The sequence below is a fragment of the Streptomyces sp. NPDC007189 genome (assembly GCF_040703635.1).
Taxonomy (GTDB): Bacteria; Actinomycetota; Actinomycetes; order Streptomycetales; family Streptomycetaceae; genus Streptomyces.
The window spans coordinates 1-17,327 of sequence record NZ_JBEYEY010000021.1; the positions used below are offsets into that span (position 1 = coordinate 1).

17 protein-coding genes are annotated in these 17,327 nt (G+C 71.3%); 14 read left to right on the top strand and 3 right to left on the bottom strand.

Features of this window, described 5'->3' with window-relative positions; translation table 11 throughout:
- The first annotated feature begins 111 nt into the window (after window positions 1-111).
- The 9 genes from AB0950_RS33295 (at window position 112) to AB0950_RS33335 (ending at window position 7,864) form a co-directional block, all read left to right on the top strand.
- Window positions 112-756, top strand: a complete 645-nt coding sequence (locus tag AB0950_RS33295) for an HAD family hydrolase (RefSeq protein WP_366780098.1) — start codon at window positions 112-114, stop codon at window positions 754-756.
- A gap of 93 nt (window positions 757-849) precedes the next feature.
- Window positions 850-1,587, top strand: coding sequence for a VC0807 family protein (locus AB0950_RS33300; RefSeq protein WP_360575269.1), 738 nt, complete (start codon window positions 850-852; stop codon window positions 1,585-1,587).
- 99 nt (window positions 1,588-1,686) lie between these two features.
- A complete protein-coding gene (locus AB0950_RS33305) occupies window positions 1,687-2,898 on the top strand; it encodes an MFS transporter (protein ID WP_366780099.1) in 1,212 nt (403 codons plus the stop codon).
- Entirely contained in the window at window positions 2,849-4,021 is a 1,173-nt protein-coding gene (locus tag AB0950_RS33310) for an acetoin utilization protein AcuC (protein ID WP_360159259.1), read from the top strand. The genes AB0950_RS33305 and AB0950_RS33310 overlap by 50 nt, the downstream gene beginning before the upstream one ends.
- 100 nt (window positions 4,022-4,121) lie before the next feature.
- Entirely contained in the window at window positions 4,122-4,937 is an 816-nt protein-coding gene (locus AB0950_RS33315; RefSeq protein ID WP_366780100.1) for a phosphatase, read from the top strand.
- Window positions 4,938-5,066: 129 nt separating this feature from the next.
- The gene (locus AB0950_RS33320) at window positions 5,067-5,279 is read left to right on the top strand and encodes a helix-turn-helix domain-containing protein (protein WP_121791081.1); all 213 of its coding nucleotides are present in this window, start codon (window positions 5,067-5,069) and stop codon (window positions 5,277-5,279) included.
- A 147-nt stretch (window positions 5,280-5,426) separates the two neighbouring features.
- Entirely contained in the window at window positions 5,427-5,525 is a 99-nt protein-coding gene (locus AB0950_RS33325) for an AURKAIP1/COX24 domain-containing protein (protein ID WP_003948845.1), read from the top strand.
- Window positions 5,526-5,714: 189 nt separating this feature from the next.
- On the top strand, window positions 5,715-6,776 hold the full coding sequence (locus AB0950_RS33330) for an NAD-dependent epimerase/dehydratase family protein (protein WP_360159265.1): 1,062 nt from the start codon (window positions 5,715-5,717) through the stop codon (window positions 6,774-6,776).
- A 14-nt stretch (window positions 6,777-6,790) separates the two neighbouring features.
- Window positions 6,791-7,864: a lysophospholipid acyltransferase family protein gene (locus AB0950_RS33335; RefSeq protein WP_366780101.1), complete on the top strand. Its 1,074-nt coding sequence runs from the start codon at window positions 6,791-6,793 to the stop codon at window positions 7,862-7,864.
- 78 nt (window positions 7,865-7,942) lie between these two features.
- Here AB0950_RS33335 and AB0950_RS33340 read toward each other — a convergent pair whose 3' ends face one another.
- The 3 genes from AB0950_RS33340 to AB0950_RS33350 form a co-directional block, all read right to left on the bottom strand.
- Window positions 7,943-9,166: a DUF5667 domain-containing protein gene (locus AB0950_RS33340; RefSeq protein ID WP_366780102.1), complete on the bottom strand. Its 1,224-nt coding sequence runs from the start codon at window positions 9,164-9,166 to the stop codon at window positions 7,943-7,945.
- A 236-nt stretch (window positions 9,167-9,402) separates the two neighbouring features.
- Entirely contained in the window at window positions 9,403-10,191 is a 789-nt protein-coding gene (locus AB0950_RS33345; protein WP_360159274.1) for an ECF subfamily RNA polymerase sigma factor, BldN family, read from the bottom strand.
- A 306-nt stretch (window positions 10,192-10,497) separates the two neighbouring features.
- Window positions 10,498-11,415 carry an HAD-IB family hydrolase gene (locus tag AB0950_RS33350; RefSeq protein WP_360159277.1) on the bottom strand — a complete coding sequence of 306 codons (918 nt, stop codon included), beginning with the start codon at window positions 11,413-11,415 and terminating at the stop codon, window positions 10,498-10,500.
- A 118-nt stretch (window positions 11,416-11,533) separates the two neighbouring features.
- On the opposite strand from AB0950_RS33350, the gene AB0950_RS33355 reads away from it, so the two are divergent.
- The 5 genes from AB0950_RS33355 to AB0950_RS33375 all read left to right on the top strand — a co-directional run bounded on the left by AB0950_RS33355 (window position 11,534) and on the right by AB0950_RS33375 (window position 17,243).
- The gene (locus AB0950_RS33355; protein WP_360159602.1) at window positions 11,534-11,824 is read left to right on the top strand and encodes a glutaredoxin family protein; all 291 of its coding nucleotides are present in this window, start codon (window positions 11,534-11,536) and stop codon (window positions 11,822-11,824) included.
- 280 nt (window positions 11,825-12,104) lie between these two features.
- Entirely contained in the window at window positions 12,105-12,869 is a 765-nt protein-coding gene (locus AB0950_RS33360; protein WP_360575268.1) for a redox-sensing transcriptional repressor Rex, read from the top strand.
- Window positions 12,866-14,575, top strand: coding sequence for a glutamyl-tRNA reductase (locus AB0950_RS33365; RefSeq protein ID WP_366780103.1), 1,710 nt, complete (start codon window positions 12,866-12,868; stop codon window positions 14,573-14,575). The genes AB0950_RS33360 and AB0950_RS33365 overlap by 4 nt, the downstream gene beginning before the upstream one ends.
- Complete coding sequence (gene hemC, locus AB0950_RS33370; RefSeq protein WP_360159286.1) at window positions 14,572-15,531, top strand: hydroxymethylbilane synthase; 960 nt, start codon at window positions 14,572-14,574, stop codon at window positions 15,529-15,531. The genes AB0950_RS33365 and hemC overlap by 4 nt, the downstream gene beginning before the upstream one ends.
- Entirely contained in the window at window positions 15,528-17,243 is a 1,716-nt protein-coding gene (locus AB0950_RS33375) for a uroporphyrinogen-III synthase (protein ID WP_360159289.1), read from the top strand. Before hemC ends, AB0950_RS33375 begins: the two co-directional genes overlap by 4 nt.
- Window positions 17,244-17,327 lie beyond the last annotated feature (84 nt).

Below are 17,327 nucleotides of genomic sequence, written 5' to 3' on the forward strand. Positions count from 1 at the left end.
GCCGATGGTACTGCAGGGGGGACCCTGTGGGAGAGTAGGACACCGCCGAACAATTTTTGGGAAAGGCCCACGCCGGATGGCGTGGGCCTTTCTGCGTTTATGCTCACAGGTATGCGCTATGACCTTGTCATCTTCGACAACGACGGGGTGCTCGTCGACAGCGAGCCCATATCCAACCGGCATCTGGCCGCCTATCTGACCGAGCTGGGGCACCCGACGTCGTACGAGGACTCCATCCGGGACTACATGGGCTCGGCGATGCACCGGATCCATGAGCTCGTGCTGGAGCGGACGGGGCAGCGGCTGCCGGACGACTTCGACGACGTCTTCCACGCGCGCGTGTTCGCCGCGTTCGAGCGGGAACTGCAGCCGGTGACCGGCGTGGCCGGCGTCCTGGAGAAGCTGGCCGCGGACGGAGTGCCGTACTGCGTGGCCTCGTCGGGGAGTCATGCGCGGATCCGGGTCGGCCATCGTACGACCGGGCTCGACCGGTGGTTCCCGGACGAGCGGATCTTCAGCTCCGAGGACGTGGGGCGGGGGAAGCCGGCGCCTGATCTCTTCCTGTACGCCGCGCAGCGGATGGGGGTGGCGCCCGAGCGGTGCCTGGTCGTGGAGGACTCGCCGCTGGGCGTGCAGGCGGCCGTGGCCGCCGGGATGACCGTCTACGGGTTCACCGCGATGACGCCGGCGGAGAAGCTAGCGGACGCCGACCAACTCTTCTCCTCCATGGGGGAGTTGGCTGACCTGCTGGTTTGACGGAAACCATCGTCCGGCGCCTGACAATTGTCATGCGGACGTCCGGACGATCGTTTCTACAGGCGGACCCCCTGCGCGGGCGAAGCTTGGGGCATGACGAAGAACACGGGGGCCCAGGGCCGGAGCGAGCAGCAGGACAAGAAGCCGAACGTGCGGGACAACTTCAGGCCGCTGATGCTGGACGTGGCGGTGCCGCTCGGCTCGTACTACCTCTTCAAGGACGCCTTCGGGATGAGCACCTTCGCGGCGCTCGCCTGGAGCAGTGTGGTGCCGGCGGTGCGGACCGTGTGGGCCGTGGTGAAGGAGCGGCGGGTCAACGGCCTGGCGGGGCTGATCCTGGTCGTCAACGTCGTCTCGCTGCTGCTGAGTTTCGTCTCCGGGGACCCGCGGCTGATGCTCGCCAAGGACAGCGCGGTCAGCAGCACCGTCGGCATCGGCATCCTGGTGTCCGTGTGGCTGGGCAAGCCGATGATGACCGCCGGTATGAAGCCGTTCCTGGTGAAGGGCGACGCGGCCAAGGAAGCGGCCTGGCAGCGGCTGCTGGCAGGGCAGTCTGTGCGGTCCGGGGCCTTCCGGCACAAGGAGAAGGTCTTCTCCGTCGTCTGGGGCGGGGCGCTGCTCCTGGAGTGCGTCAGCAGGGCCCTGGGTGCGTACACCATCCCCGTGGACACGATGGTGTGGCTCGGCACCGTCTTCCTGATCGGCTTCATGGCGGTCGCATTCGTCGTCAGCGGGGGCCTGGCCGTCGAGCCGATGGAGAAGATGCTGGCCGCGGAGGTCGAGGCCGCCGGCAAGGACGCGCACCGGGCCGAGGTGCCCGTCACCGCCTGACCGGACTCAAAGCGAAGCCGGACGAGAAGACAAAGCTGAAGGAAATTCATCTTTGGCTGGATCTACCCACAGGTAGCCAGGGGCCCTACGCTCGCCGCCATGACTGATGTGCTGCGGCGCGGTAGGGCCTCGCTGGCGTTCAGCTTCTTTGCGCAGGGCGCCACCTTCGCCCTCCTGGTGACGCGCATCCCGGCCATCCAGGACCGGTACGGCGTCTCCGACGCGCTGCTGCCGGCCTTCCTGGCCGCGGTGCCGATCCTCGCCGGCGTCGGCAGTGTGACCACCGAGCAGCTGGTGAAGCGGATCCGCCCCAGCCGGCTGCTGCGCTGGTCCCAGCCGGTCGTGCTGCTGGCGCTGCTCGGCGCCGGGGCGGGCGGGCACATCGCGGAGCTGGCGGTGGCGCTCGGCGCGTTCGGGCTGGCCGTGGGCGCGCTGGACGCCTCCATGAACATGCTCGGGGTCAGTCTCCAGCGGTCGTACGGGCGCAGCATCATGCTCAGCTTCCACGCCGCGTACAGCCTGGGCGGGATCCTCGGCGCCTCGCTGGCCTGGGTGGGCGCGCACTGGCATCTCGCGCTGTGGGTGTCGTATCTGCCGGTGGTGGCCGTCCTGCTGCCGGCGGCGCTCGTGGGCAGCCGGTGGTACGTCGACGGGGATCCGGTGCCCCTGGAGGAGCGGGGCGCCGAGGGGGGAGGCATTGTCTTCAAGCTGCTGCTGCCGTTGTGCCTGGTGATGACCTTCGCCTACATCGGGGACTCGACCGTCTCCAACTGGAGCGCGAAGTACCTGAAGGACGTGCTGGGCAGCTCGGAGCAGCTGGCGACGGTGCCGTACAACGTGTACATGGTGACCACGCTGCTCGGGCGGGCCATCGGGGACTTCGGGGTGCGGCGGTTCGGGGCCGCGGCGGTCGTACGGCTCGGGACGCTGGTCGCGGCCGGCGGGTTCGCGGTGGTGGCGTCGGCGCCCGGGGCGTGGGTGGGGATGCTCGGGTTCACGCTGTTGGGTCTGGGGCTGTGCGTGCTGGTGCCGCAGACGTTCGCGGCGGCGGGGCGGCTGTTTCCCGGGGCGTCGGATGCGGCCATTGCACGGCTGAACATCTTCAATTACGTGGGTTTTCTGGTCGGTTCGCCGTTGGTGGGGGCGCTGGGGGAGGCCTGGAGCTATCGGGGGGCCATGCTGGTGCCGATGGTGTTGGTGCTGGTGACGTTGGTGTACGCCAGGTCGTTCGCCCCTCAACCGGACCGATACGGTGGCGGGCATGAGCGGCCGCGCACAGCTGATGTGGGACGAGGCAGTAACGGGCTATGACTTCGGCCCGGACCATCCGATGGATCCGGTCCGGCTGGCACTGACCCGGAAACTGGTGGGCGCCTTCGGGCTCGACCGGGAGATGCAGGTCGTCGCGGCCAAGCCGGCCGGGGAGTCGACGCTGCGGCTGGTCCACCGGGAGGACTACATCGACGCCGTGAAGGCCGCGTCGGCGGATCCGGCGGGGGCGGACGGGTCGTACGGGCTGGGCACGCTCGACGATCCGGCCTTCGCCGGGATGCACGAGGTGTCCGCGCTGATCGCCGGGCAGTCGGTCGGGGCGGCGGAGGCGGTGTGGCGCGGGGACGCCGATCACGCCGTGAACTTCGCGGGCGGTCTGCACCATGCGATGCCGGGCGGGGCGTCGGGGTTCTGCGTCTACAACGACGCCTCGCTGGCCATCGCGCGGCTGCTGGAGCTGGGGGCCGAGCGGGTCGCCTACGTGGATGTCGACGTGCATCACGGGGACGGGGTGCAGGCGGCGTTCTGGGAGGATCCGCGGGTTCTGACGATCTCGCTGCACGAGCATCCCCGTACGTTGTTCCCGCAGACCGGGTGGCCGGAGGAGACCGGGGCCGGGGCGGGGGAGGGGGCCGCGGTGAACGTGGCGCTGCCGGCGGGGACCGGGGACGCGGGGTGGGTGCGGGCCTTCCACGCGGTCGTGCCGGAGCTGCTCGCGGAGTTCCGGCCGCAGGTGCTGGTGTCGCAGCACGGGGCCGACACGCACTTCGAGGACCCGCTCGCGCATCTCGCCGTGTCGCTGGACGCGCAGCGGACGGTGCAGGTGGCCTGCCATGAGCTGGCGCACGAGTACGCCGGGGGCAAGTGGGTGGCGCTCGGCGGCGGCGGTTACGCGGTGGTCGACGTGGTGCCGCGGTCCTGGACGCATCTGGTGGGGATCGCGGCGGGGCGGCCGATCGCTCCGGAGACGGTGATCCCGGAAGAGTGGCGGCAGGAGGTGTTCGCCCGGACCCGGCAGCTGGGGCCGCAGCGGATGACCGACGGGCGGTGGCCGGTGAGTTGGGCGCCGTGGGAGGCGGGTTACGACCCCGCGGACCGGGTCGACCAGGCGGTACGGGCCACTCGCCGGGCGGTGTTTCCCCTGCGGGGGCTTCTTCCCTGAACCGGCCAGGGGCTGGGGAGGCGCCGGCCCGTAGGCCAACCGTGCGGACTTGCCCCGTTCCCGCCCCGCCCCCGCCCCTCGATGCGGCACCATCGCTTCCGTGGTGACCAGCGGAGCTTTACGCGCCCATCTGCTGGCTGTCCGGCTTGCCGGGGAGGTGGGGACCTCCCGGGAGGACAGTCTGCGGAGTTACCGGCTGTTCGCTGCCCGGGACCCCCGGGTGCTGATCGGCATCGATCCCGAAGGGGCCTGGGGGCAGCGGGACTTGCTGGAGCTGATGGCAAAGAGGTGCGGGGTCTCGGCCGATCCCCGGCACACGTCGGGGCCGGACGTGATCGACCCGGAGCGGACGCTCGCGGCGCTGGACGCCTTCGCGACGCGGATCGGCGAGGTCGCGAGGCGGGGCGCGCCGGTGCTGCTGGGGACCGGGCATCCGCGGCCGCTGCTCGGGTTCTACGCCGGCCTGGCGGACGCGCTCTCGGCGGCGGGGTGTGAGGTGCTCACCCCCGCGCAGGGTCGCTGTGTCGACATATTGACCCGGTTCGGTCTACGTACGTGCGCACTGGACTACGCACGCGGAGTCGGGTTGGTGCGGGAAACCGGCGGCGGGCGCCCCGGTTGTGAGCCGGGCGTGCACTGCCATTCGCCGCTGCCGGTTCGGGTCGTGCTGGAGGCCGCCGCGGCGGGCGGAGGGCCGCTGCCCGAGCTGGTCGTCGGCGATCACGGCTGGGTCTGCGGCGCTGGTCAGCTGGGGTTCGAGGCCATCGGGCTCGCCGACACCGACGATCCGGCGCTGTTCGTGGCGGAGGCGGAGGGGCGCGTGTCCGTCGTCGTTCCGGTTGATGACGGCGTGCGATCCGAGTACTACGGGCCGCTCACCCGCTACGTACTCAAACGAGCGTGTCTGTCACAGTAGGCCTGCGATGGGTGCACCTCTTCCCCACTTGCATCACCCGCCCCTACATTGGGGAGTGAGCACGCAGCGACGAAGAGTCACCGGAAGGGGAAGCCGGTGGCCGTCGAGTGCGGAAGGTTCAGGTGTGTCATGGCTGCAGCTGGCGAGAGGCCTCTGAACGAGGTTCAGTTCCTTACCGTGGCGGAGGTCGCCTCGGTGATGCGAGTGTCCAAGATGACCGTGTACCGCTTGGTGCACAGCGGTCATCTGCCCGCCATCCGGGTGGGGCGGTCCTTCCGCGTCCCGGAACAGGCGGTACACGAGTACCTCCGTGACAGCTATGTGGGGGTGGAGACAGCCTGACGGCAACTCCAGGGTGACCCCGGGGTGACCCGGGGCAGCCCCCTCGATTACGACCTTGGCGCTCGGTTGGGTAGGCTAGCCCCTCGTAGGTCGTGTGGGCCCATGGCGCCCAAACAACCGAGTGATGAGAAGTGAGCGAGGGTAGTCGTGGGCTCTGTTATCAAGAAGCGGCGCAAGCGGATGGCCAAGAAGAAGCACCGCAAGCTGCTCAAGCGCACGCGCGTTCAGCGTCGCAACAAGAAGTAAGCGGCGTCGCGAGAGCGTGTCCCTGTGGCCCCCCATCCACACTGATGGGGGGCCACAGCCGTATCCCGGGGTACTCGTCGTCTTCCGATGAGTGAATTTCCGTCACTTCATGCATCGGGTGGTCATCACAGCGCAACGTCCACCCGCTAGGTTGGCCGTACGCATCACGTACGAGGGAAGGCGCTGATCTTGGGAAAGGTCGTGCTCGTCACCGGAGTGGCCCGGCAGCTGGGCGGCCGGTTCGTACGGCGGATCCAGCGGGACCCCGAGGTCGCCCGGGTGATCGCCGTGGACGCGGTGCCGCCGGCGCACCATCTGGGCGGGGCGGACTTCATCCAGGCCGACATCCGGCAGCCGGGAATCGCCCGGGTGCTCGCCGAGACCGGTGCGGACACGGTCGTCCACATGGATGTGACGGGCACGGCGCTGGGCAGCGGCAACCGCGCCACCGTCAAGGAGACCAACGTCATCGGCACCATGCAGCTGCTCGGCGCCTGCCAGAAGTCGCCCACCGTGAAGCGGCTGGTGGTGAAGTCCAGCACCAACGTGTACGGCTCGGCGCCGCGCGATCCGGCCGTGTTCACCGAGACGACCCCGCCGAAGTCGCTGCCGAGCGGCGGCTTCGCCAAGGACACCGTCGAGGTCGAGGGCTATGTGCGCGGGTTCGCCCGGCGGCGGCCGGACGTCGCCGTGTGCGTGCTGCGGTTCGCCAACATCCTCGGGCCGAACGCCGACACCCCGCTCGCCTCCTACTTCGCGCTGCCGGTGCTGCCGACCGTGTTCGGCTACGACCCGCGGCTGCAGTTCGTGCACGAGGACGACGTCATCGAGGTGCTCAGGATCGCCTCGCACGAGCCGCGCCGGGGCACCCTCAACAGCGGCACGTTCAACATCGCCGGCGACGGGGTGCTGCTGCTCTCGCAGTGCTCGCGGCGGCTCGGGCGGCCGACGGTGCCGCTGCTGCTGCCCGCGGTCACCTGGGCGGGTTCGCTGGTGCGTACGCTCGGTATGACGGACTTCTCGCCGGAACAGATCAGGCTGCTCACGCACGGGCGGGTGGTGGACACGGTCCAGATGCGCGAGACGCTGGGCTTCACGCCCAAGTACACGACGGCGGAGACGTTCGCGGACTTCGCCCGCGGCCAGGGCCCCGGCCTGGTGCCGCCTCAGGCCCTCGCGGGGGCCGTCGACCGGATCGCCGCGCTCGCCGCGAAGGCAGGCGGCCACCCGCAGACGCACAGCGCCAACTGAGGAGAGCGGCAACGATGGCGGACGCCAAGGTCATTCCGTTCGACGACGACCGGTCCCGTGGGAGCGCCGTGCAGCGCCCGGCGCGGCGCCGGAGCGCGGGCAGCCGGCGCGGTGGGCTCGCCGAGACCGGGGAGATGGGCGAGGTCCAGCCCCTGCCGGGCCGGGGCGGCGTGCAGGAGGATGGGCCCGTGAGCCGCGAGGAGGGTCCCGAAAAGCCGCAGGAGCGGCCGGGCGGCGCCGGGCAGGGCGGTGGCCTGGAGCGCCGGGTGGCGGCCGGGCTGGCCTTTCTGCGGCGCCGGCTGACCGGGGACTACGACGTCGACGACTTCGGTTACGACGCGGAGCTGACCGACCAGGTCCTGATGTCGCTGCTGCGGCCGGTGTACGAGAAGTACTTCCGGGTCGACGTGAAGGGCGTCGAGAACATCCCGACCGACGGCGGGGCGCTGATCGTCGCCAACCACTCCGGGACGCTGCCGCTGGACGGGCTGATGATGCAGGTCGCCGTGCACGACCACCATCCGGCCGACCGTCATCTGCGGCTGCTGGCGGCCGACTTGGTGTTCGTGCTGCCGGTGGTCAACGAGCTGGCGCGCAAGCTGGGGCACACCCTCGCCTGCGCGGAGGACGCCGAGCGGCTGCTGGCTCAGGGCGAGCTGGTCGGCGTGATGCCCGAGGGGTTCAAGGGCATCGGGAAACCTTTCAGCGAGCGGTACAAGCTGCAGCGGTTCGGGCGGGGCGGCTTCGTGTCGACCGCGCTGCGGCAGGGCGTGCCGATCATTCCGTGCTCGATCGTGGGCGCGGAGGAGATCTACCCCATGATCGGCAACGCGAAGACGCTCGCGCGTGTGCTGGGCTTTCCGTACTTCCCGCTGACGCCGACGTTCCCGTGGCTGGGGCCGCTCGGGGCGGTCCCTTTGCCGACGAAGTGGACGATCCAGTTCGGGGAGCCGATCCGGACGGACGGGTATCCGGCGGAGGCGGCCGAGGACCCGATGCTGATGTTCAACCTGACCGATCAGGTACGGGAACAGATCCAGCACACCCTGTACAAGCTGCTGGTACAGCGGCGCTCGGTGTTCTTCTGAGGTTCTCCACGGCCCGCGTACGGCAGCGGGGGCGCCCCGCTCGGGTGGGGCGCCCCCGCTGCCGTGACCGGGTCGGCGTCAGTGTGCGTCCTCGCCCTCGATGCCCAGGCCCGGCAGGAGGCCGGGGAGGAGCGGGGGGAGGGTGACGTCGGGGGCGGTCGCCGGCGGTTTGCTGGTGGACGGGGTGCTGCTGCCCGCGCCGGTCCTGGGCGGCTCCAGCAGGCCTCCCGTGTCGCCGCCGAGCAGGCCCTCGCTGCTGCTGTTGGTGGCCGTGCCGCTCGGGTCGCCGGTGCCCGCGTGCCTGCCGGAGGACGGGGTGCTGCCCGAGGAGCTGGGCCCCGTGGACCGGTGGCCGCCGGAGGAGCCCGGGGACGCCGGACCGGAGCCCGGCTGCTTGTCGTCGCCCTGGGCGGGCGGCTGCGGCAGCAGCGACTGCAGCGGGGCGACCTCCTGGTCTATGGCGTCGAACACCGACGACACCTGGCTTTTGACGTCCCCGAGCTGCACCGGCAGCCGGTCGCTGAGCGCGCTCCAGGCCTGGCGGTGGGAGCGGGAGAACGTGGACAGCGCCTGGATCGGGCCGAGGGAGTCGGGGTCGGCCTCGTAGGCCTCGTGGAGCAGGCGGTGGCCCTCGGTGACGTCGTGCTGCATGCCGGAGAGCGTGCGGCGGATCTCGCCGATGGACTCGTGGTCGAGCTGGCCGCCGCGGCCGCGCTCCAGCAGCCGGCGGGCCTCGTTCAGCCGGGTGGAGGCCTGGTCGAGGTAGGTCTGGCCGCGGGCGTCGTCGCCGTCGGTCAGATAGTCGAGCTTGAAGTCCTCGATGCCGCGTTTGAGGCCGTAGAGGGAGTCACCGGGCAGGGCGTCCGAACTGGCGGCGGCGACTCCGCCGAAGGCTCCCGCGGCCACCCCGACGCTGAGCCCGCCGGCGGCGAGGCCCTTGGTCAGCCGCGAGCGCGGGCGGAGCTTGCCCAGCGACGTCGCCCGGTGTGCGCCCCGGCTGCGCGACCGCTGTTCGGGTACCGACGCGTCCGCCCCCGTGCCTTCCTGGAGCATGGCCTCCATCGCGGCCACCAGCTGCGCGCGCTGCACGACCTTGACCTCGGGATCGAGCTGCGGCTTGGGCAGCGAGCCGAGGCCTGTGGCGAGGGCCAGCAGCTCGCCCTGCTCCGGCTGTTCCTCGGCGGTCGGCGGAGAACCCGCCGGGCTTACGGACTGCTCGGCCGCCGTATCCCGGTCGGACTGCTCCTCCAGGGCCTGGGCGAAGGCGTTCGCCCGCCGGTGCGCCGATACGTTCGCGATCACTGGCGGCACCTCCTCTCGTCATGACGGTCGACTCCCCAGGGGGTCCTGAGGGTTGCACGCCCGCGACCACTTGCACACGATCGAGCGATCAGGTCGGCCAGAACGTGACCACAGGGAGCCTGTATCCCGCACAACGACTGGCGCGGCACTTCGGTTACGGATGCCGGGCGCCCGGATCGAAATGGCAACACTCTTTCACACAGCGTGAGTTGAGAATCGCTCAGGGTGGCGGACGGTCAGCGGGCGTCGTCCGGAAGGAGCCGGGCGAGGGTGCGCACGGCGCGGTACTGGAGCGTCTTGATGGCGCCCTCGTTCTTGCCCATGACACGGGCGGTCTCGGCGACCGAGAGGCCCTGGAGGAAGCGGAGGGTCACGCACTCCTGCTGCTGCGGGTTGAGCCGGCGTACGGCGTCCAGCAGCGCGGCGTTCGACAGGGACTCCAGGACGGAGTCCTCCGGGGAGCGCTCGACCTCGTTGGCGTCGAGCATCTCGCCGGTGGTGACCTCCAGGCGGAAGCGGCTGGACTTGAAGTGGTCGGCGACCAGGTTCCGGGCGATGGTCACCAGCCAGGCCCCGAAGTCGCGGCCCTGCCAGGTGAAGGTGCCGATCCGGCGCAGGGCGCGCAGAAAGGTCTCGCTGGTGAGGTCCTCGGCGGTGGCCCGGCCGCCGACGCGGTAGTAGATGTACCGGTACACCGTGTCGCTGTACTGGTCGTACAGCCGGCCGAAGGCCTCGGCCTCGCCGGCCTGGGCGCGCTCGACCAGGTCCATCATCCGGGCGCTGTCGCTGTCCGCGGCCGGACGGCGGGCGGTGGCGGCACCGGCGCCGGTGCCGGCCGAGCGGCCTCGTCTGCCCACGGCGGCGCTGCCCTCGGCCAGTGCGTAGCACGGGCCGACGGGCGCGGCGGCGAAGGCGGGGACGGCGTACGCGGTGGGGACGAGGCCGCGCAGCGTCTCTTTGATCGTTGCGACCGTTGCGCGCAGCGTAGCCAGGCCCGAGGCGTCAACCCCGACGTGTGGGTACACGGGACTCCCAGAGGCAGAGCTTCCATCACGTGCAGTGCGGGACCGTTCACCCGTCGTAGCGACGGAGGGGTACCGGTTTGCGTCTGAGGAGAATAACGCTTCGTACAGGCCCTGCTACACCGAGTTGCTCAAATCATCGATTGCGTCGCTTCTGTTATCGATTGACGCCGCATCAAGTGCCGAAGAGTGATCGGTTCCTGACCGTTATTCAGCCGGTTTCGGCGAGGTACAGGGCGTGTTGATGTGGCCGCGGCATAATCCGGGCGCGGTGCCCGAGCCGGGCTGCGTGCGCTCGCGCAGGAGGCGTTATCGGCGCCGTCGGCTCAAGGCGATCGCCGCCGCGGTGCCACCGGCCACCGCGCCGACGCCCGCCGCGGCCGGGATCCCCACCTTCGCCGCCTTGCGCCCGGTGCGGTAGTCCCGCAGGCGCCAGTCCTTCTCGCGGGCGTGTTTGCGCAGCTTGGCGTCGGGGTTGATGGCGTAGGGGTGGCCGACGAGGGAGAGCATCGGGATGTCGTTGTGGCTGTCGCTGTAGGCGGCGCAGCGGGAGAGGTCGAGCCCCTCGGCCGCGGCCAGGGCGCGCACCGCCTCCGCCTTCGCCGGCCCGTGCAGGGGTTCGCCCACCAGCCGGCCCGTGTAGACGCCGTCGACGGACTCCGCCACCGTGCCCAGCGCGCCGGTCAGACCCAGGCGGCGGGCGATCACCTGGGCGATCTCCACCGGTGCCGCCGTCACCAGCCACACCTTCTGCCCGGCGTCCAGGTGGGCCTGGGCCAGGGCGCGGGTGCCGGGCCAGATGCGGTCGGCCATGTACTCGTCGTAGATCTCCTCGCCGATCGACTCCAGCTCGGCGACCCGGTGACCCTTGACGATGGACAGCGCGGAGTCGCGGGCGTCCTGCATGTGCTCGGGGTCCTCGACGCCGGCCAGCCGGAACCAGGCCTGCTGCCAGGCGAACTTGGCGAGGTCGCGCGTCTCGAAGAACTTCCGCTTGTACAGGCCCCGCCCGAAGTGGAACAGCGCGGCACCCTGCATGACGGTGTTGTCGAGGTCGAAGAAGGCGGCCGCCTTGTCGTCGCCGATCACCGGGAACTCCGGCTCCGTCTGCTGCGGCGGGGCTTCCTGCGAGGACTTGCGGGCAGCCTCCGCCGAGGCCTCGCCTGCCAACACGCTGCGCGCCGTGGCGGAGCGCCTACGGGGAGTGAGCCATCCGAGAGCGGCCATGGCGTGAGCATAGCCAGTTCGTTCGGCCGTTCCGCCGGTGGACAGGTTGGGTGTGTGTGAACTCTCCGCGACCGAGCCGTTAAAGAGCCGGTCCGAAGTGAGCACGGCGCGAGCGAGAATGGCCGGTATGAGTCCTCTTTTCCGGCGCAAGGCCGACCCCGCCGACCCCCGTGACCGGCTCGTCACCCTGATCCGCAAGCCCGGCTGCCACCTGTGCGACGACGCGCAGGCGGTGATCGAGAAGGTGTGCGGGGAACTCGGGGTGCCCTGGGAGGGCAAGGACATCACCGAGGACCGGGCGCTGCACGACCAGTACTGGGAGCAGATCCCGGTCGTCCTGGTCGACGGCGAACAGCACACGTTCTGGCGCGTGAACGAGGAACGGCTGCGCCGCGCACTGACCGACTAGTCCAAAGAAGCGGGAAAGTCGCTTAGGATCAACGGCAGTCTGATCTCGGGGGCGGGATTCGTGAGGAGAGTGTGCGGTTTTGCCCCCAGTAACGAAGGGACGCCGGTGTGTATGCACCGGTTCCGGCCAAGGGCGCGAAAGGCGCGTGACCCCGGTCACTTCTGCCGGGCAAATCGGACACCATCTTTGTGCACGCGTTCACAAAGACATAGCCTGCTGTCGACGGGGCGGTCTGGGGACGTATGACCGCCTGCAGCCCCGCTCTACCCGCAGGAGCACCGTGGCAACTGGCCGAACACACCGACCGGCGACCCGCAGCCGAGGGATTCCCGAGGCCACCGTCGCCCGGCTTCCGCTGTACCTCCGAGCCCTCACCGCGCTGTCGGAGCGCTCGGTCCCCACGGTCTCCTCCGAGGAGCTGGCCGCGGCGGCGGGAGTCAACTCCGCCAAGCTGCGCAAGGACTTCTCCTACCTCGGGTCGTACGGAACGCGCGGTGTCGGCTACGACGTGGAGTATCTCGTCTACCAGATCTCCCGCGAACTCGGCCTGACCCAGGACTGGCCGGTCGTCATCGTCGGTATCGGCAACCTCGGCGCCGCCCTCGCCGGCTACGGCGGTTTCGCCTCCCGGGGCTTCCGGGTCGCCGCGCTCATCGACGCCGACCCCGCCCTGACCGGCAAGCCGGTCGCGGGCATCCCCGTGCAGCACTCCGACGACCTCGAGAAGATCGTCAAGGACAACGGGGTCTCCATCGGCGTCATCGCCACCCCCGCCGGCGTCGCCCAGCAGGTCTGCGACCGGCTCGTGGCCGCCGGGGTCACCTCCATCCTGAACTTCGCGCCGACCGTGCTGGCCGTCCCGGACGGCGTCGACGTGCGCAAGGTCGACCTGTCGATCGAACTGCAGATCCTCGCCTTCCACGAGCAGCGCAAGGCCGGCGAGGAGACCGCGGCCGGTGACGTCGGCTCGCTGCCCGCCACCGCCCGTGACGCTTCCACCGACCAGGGACCCGACGGGGACGTGCCCGCCGTGATGCCGGCATGAGTCTCCTCGTCGTCGGACTGAGCCACCGCAGCGCGCCGGTCAGCGTGCTGGAGCGGGCCGCGCTGAGCTCGGACGCCCAGATCAAGCTGCTGCAGGACACGGTCGCCGCCGAGCCGGCCACCGAGGCCGCGGTGCTCGCCACCTGCAACCGCATCGAGCTGTACGCCGACGTGGACAAGTTCCACGCCGGTGTCGCCGAGCTGTCCACGCTGCTCGCCCGGCACAGCGGGGTCGGCCTGGACGAGCTGAGCCCCTATCTCTACGTGCACTACGAGGACCGCGCCGTCCACCACCTGTTCTCGGTGGCCTGCGGCCTGGACTCGATGGTCGTCGGCGAGGGGCAGATCCTCGGCCAGATCAAGGACTCCCTGGCCACCGCCCAGGAGCTGCACACCGCCGGCAAGCTGCTGAACGACCTGTTCCAGCAGGCCCTCAGGGTCGGCAAGCGCGCCCACTCCGAGACCGGCATCGACCGCGCCGGCCAGTCCCTGGTCACCTTCGGCCTGGAGCAGCTGGCCGCCGGCGGCGACGTGCCGGCCTGGGCGAAGGGCCGCAGGGCGCTGGTCATCGGCGCCGGATCGATGTCCTCGCTGGCCGCCGCCACGCTCGCGCGGGCCGGGGTCGCCGAGGTCGTCGTCGCCAACCGCACCTTCGAGCGCGCCGAGCGGCTCGCACTGATACTGGCCGAGGCCGACGACAACGCGGTGACCGCCCGCGCGGTACGGATGAACGCCGTGCCGGACGAGCTGACACGTGCCGACGTCGTCGTCTCCTGTACCGGGGCGACCGGCCTGGTGCTCACGGCGGAGGCGGTCGCCCACGCCGTCGAGGGCCGCACCGGACAGCCCGCCGTCGCCGACACCACGGTGGCCACCAAGGCTCCGCTGCCGCCCGCCACCGGCGCCGACGAGAACTGCCCGCTGGACCTGGCCGCCGTACAGCCCGGCTTCTCCGTCATGGGCGAGGCCGCCGTCGCCGGCATGGACGCGGCCACCCTCGAGCAGCACGCGGCCTGGGCCGGCGGGGGCACCTCCCGCCTCGAGCGAAGCCGAGAGCGCGCGGCAGGAACGATCGACCGCACCGGCCGCCGCAGCCCCGAGGCCGACGCCGAGCTGATCGCCGCGCTCGCCGCGACCGCCGCCACCGTGGGCCGGATCCCCGAGCGGCGCAGGCCGGAGCCGCCGGCCGAACGCCCGGCGCCCTTCTTCTTCCTCCTCGACCTGGCCATGCCCCGCGACATCGACGCGGCCGTGCACCGGCTGGCCGGGGTGCGGCTGGTGGACATCGAGTCGCTGGCGGAAGCCTCCGCCGACGCTCCGATGGCTGCCGACGTCGACCAGGTCCGGCGTATCGTCTCCGACGAGGTCGCGGCCTTCGGCGCGGCACAGCGGGCGGCGCACATCACGCCGACCGTGGTCGCGCTGCGCACCATGGCCGCCGACGTCGTCGCCAGTGAGATCGCGCGGCTCGACGGCCGCCTGCCCGACCTGGACGAACGCCAGCGCGGCGAGATCCGCCAAGCCGTGCACCGGGTCGTCGACAAGCTGCTGCACGCGCCGACCGTCCGGGTCAAGCAGCTCGCGGCCGAGCCCGGCGGCGCCGGGTACGCGGACGCGCTGCGCACCCTGTTCGACCTCGACCCCGAGACGGTCGCCGCCGTCTCCCGGGCCGGGGACAGCACAGACAAGAAGGACCGACCGGCATGACTGAGAAGGCACTGAGGCTGGGGACCAGGCGCAGCAAGCTCGCCATGGCCCAGTCCGGCCAGGTGGCGGAGGCCGTCCGCCGGGTGACCGGTCGGCCCGTGGAGCTGGTCGAGATCACCACGTACGGCGACGTCTCCCGCGAGGCGCTGGCGCAGATCGGCGGCACGGGCGTGTTCGTCACGGCGCTGCGCGACGCGCTGGTCAAGGGCGAGGTCGACTTCGCGGTTCATTCGCTCAAGGACCTCCCGACGGCGCAGCCCGAGGAGCTGGTCCTGGCCGCCGTACCGGTGCGCGAGGACCCCCGGGACGTGATCGTCGCGCGCGACGCGCTGAAGTTCGCGGACCTGCCGCGCGGGGCGCGCATCGGCACCGGTGCGCCGCGCCGCATGGCGCAGCTGAACGCGTACGCCCGCGCGCACGCGCTCGACATACAGACGGTCCCGATACGCGGCAACGTCGACACCCGCATCCGGTACGTCCGCGACGGCGAACTCGACGCCGTCGTACTGGCGGCCGCCGGCCTGAACCGGATCGGCCGGATCGACGAGGTGACCGACTTCCTGTCGGTCGACACGGTTCTGCCCGCCCCCGGCCAGGGGGCCCTGGCGATCGAGTGCGCCGCGGACGACGCGGACCTGATCGCCGCACTCGGCGAACTCGACGACCCGTTCACGCGGGCCGCCGTCACCGCCGAACGGTCACTGCTCGCCGCCCTGGAGGCCGGTTGCAGCGCCCCCGTGGGCGCGCTCGCCGACCTTCTGGCCGACGGGCAGATTGTCAAGGAAATGCGCCTGCGCGGCGTCGTCGGCACCACCGACGGCACCCGCATGGTGCAGCTGTCCACCACCGGTCCCGTGCCCCAGACGCACGACCAGGCGCTGGCACTCGGTCGCGACCTCGCCACCGAGATGCTCGCCCAGGGCGCGGCCGGTCTGATGGGGGAGCGAGCACATTGAGCCCCACCGCCCTTCCTGCCGCCGGTCCGGAACACGGGCACGTCACCTTCCTCGGTGCCGGACCCGGAGATCCGGGACTGCTGACTCTGCGCGCCGTGGAGGCGCTGTCGCACGCGGACGTCCTGATCGCCGAGCACGAGGTGCTCGACGTGATCCGGACGCACGCCCGACAGGGCGTCTCCGTGGTCCAGACGGACGCCGACCCCTCTTCGGTCTCGCCGCCGGGCACGGGCACGCCCCAGCTGACGGTCGTTGACGGCACGTCAACACCCGCCGCTGTCCCGGCTGCTGCTGCCCGGGATGCCGCTCATCTTGTCATGGAGGCCGCGCGGGGCGGCAGGCGGGTCGTGCGTGCGGTGTCCGGGGACCCGGGTCTTGATACGTACGCGGCCGAGGAAATGCTCGCCTGCGCCGCCGCCGGGGTCCCCTTCGAGGTGGTCCCGGGCGTCGCGGCGGTGGTCGGTGTGCCCGCGTACGCCGGTGTGCCGCTGCGGGACGCCGAGGGCGCGGACGTCCGGTTCGTGGACGCCCGTACGGCCTCCGACCGCTGCTGGACCGAGGTCGGCGCCTCCGACGGCACGGTCGTCGTCTCCACGACCTTGGACTCGGTGGCCGCGGCGGCGGGCGAACTGGTCTCGGCGGGCCGCAAGCCCGACACCCCCCTGACGGTCACCGTCGCCGGTACGACCACCCGCCAGCGCACCTGGACGGCGACCCTCGGCACGATCGCGCAGACCCTGAAGCAGGCCAAGGTCCTGCCGTCCCCGGACGGCGGCCGGCCGGTGATAGCCGTGGTCGGCGAGCGCAGCGTCGCCGCCCGGCGCGACCAGCTGTCGTGGTTCGAGTCCAAGCCGCTGTTCGGCTGGAAGGTGCTCGTGCCGCGCACGAAGGAGCAGGCGGCCTCGCTCTCCGACCAGCTGCGGTCCTACGGCGCGGTGCCGCACGAGGTCCCGACCATCGCGGTGGAGCCCCCGCGCACCCCGCAGCAGATGGAGCGCGCGGTCAAGGGCCTGGTCACCGGCCGCTACGAGTGGATCGCCTTCACATCGGTCAACGCGGTGAAGGCGGTACGGGAGAAGTTCGAGGAGTACGGCCTTGACGCTCGGGCTTTTGCGGGTATCAAGGTGGCTGCGGTGGGCGAGCAGACGGCGAAGGCCCTCGTCGCCTTCGGCGTGAAGCCGGACCTGGTGCCGAGCGGCGAACAGTCGGCGGCGGGCCTGCTGGAGGACTGGCCGCCGTACGACCCGGTGTTCGACCCGATCGACCGCGTGTTCCTCCCTCGCGCCGACATCGCCACGGAGACCCTGGTCGCCGGCCTGATCGAGCTGGGCTGGGAGGTCGACGACGTGACCGCCTACCGGACGGTCCGCGCCTCGCCTCCGCCGGCCGAGACCCGCGAGGCCATCAAGGGCGGCGGCTTCGACGCGGTCCTCTTCACGTCGTCGTCGACGGTCCGCAACCTGGTCGGCATCGCGGGCAAGCCGCACAACGTGACGGTCATCGCCTGCATCGGCCCGGCCACGGCCAAGACGGCCGAGGAACACGGCCTGCGGGTGGATGTGATGGCTCCGGAGCCGTCGGTCCACAAGCTGGCGGAGGCCCTGGCCGACTTCGGCATGAAGCGCAGGGCTGCCGCCCTGGAGGCGGGGGATCCGGTGACGCGGCCGAGCGAGCGTCGGCCGGGGGCGCGTAGGCGGCGGTCGACGACCTGACCCACGGACGCCACCCTGCGTCCCGCACCACCGCGCGTGGTGCGGGACGCTCGGCGTTTTTGGCATCCCGCGTTCCACGACGGA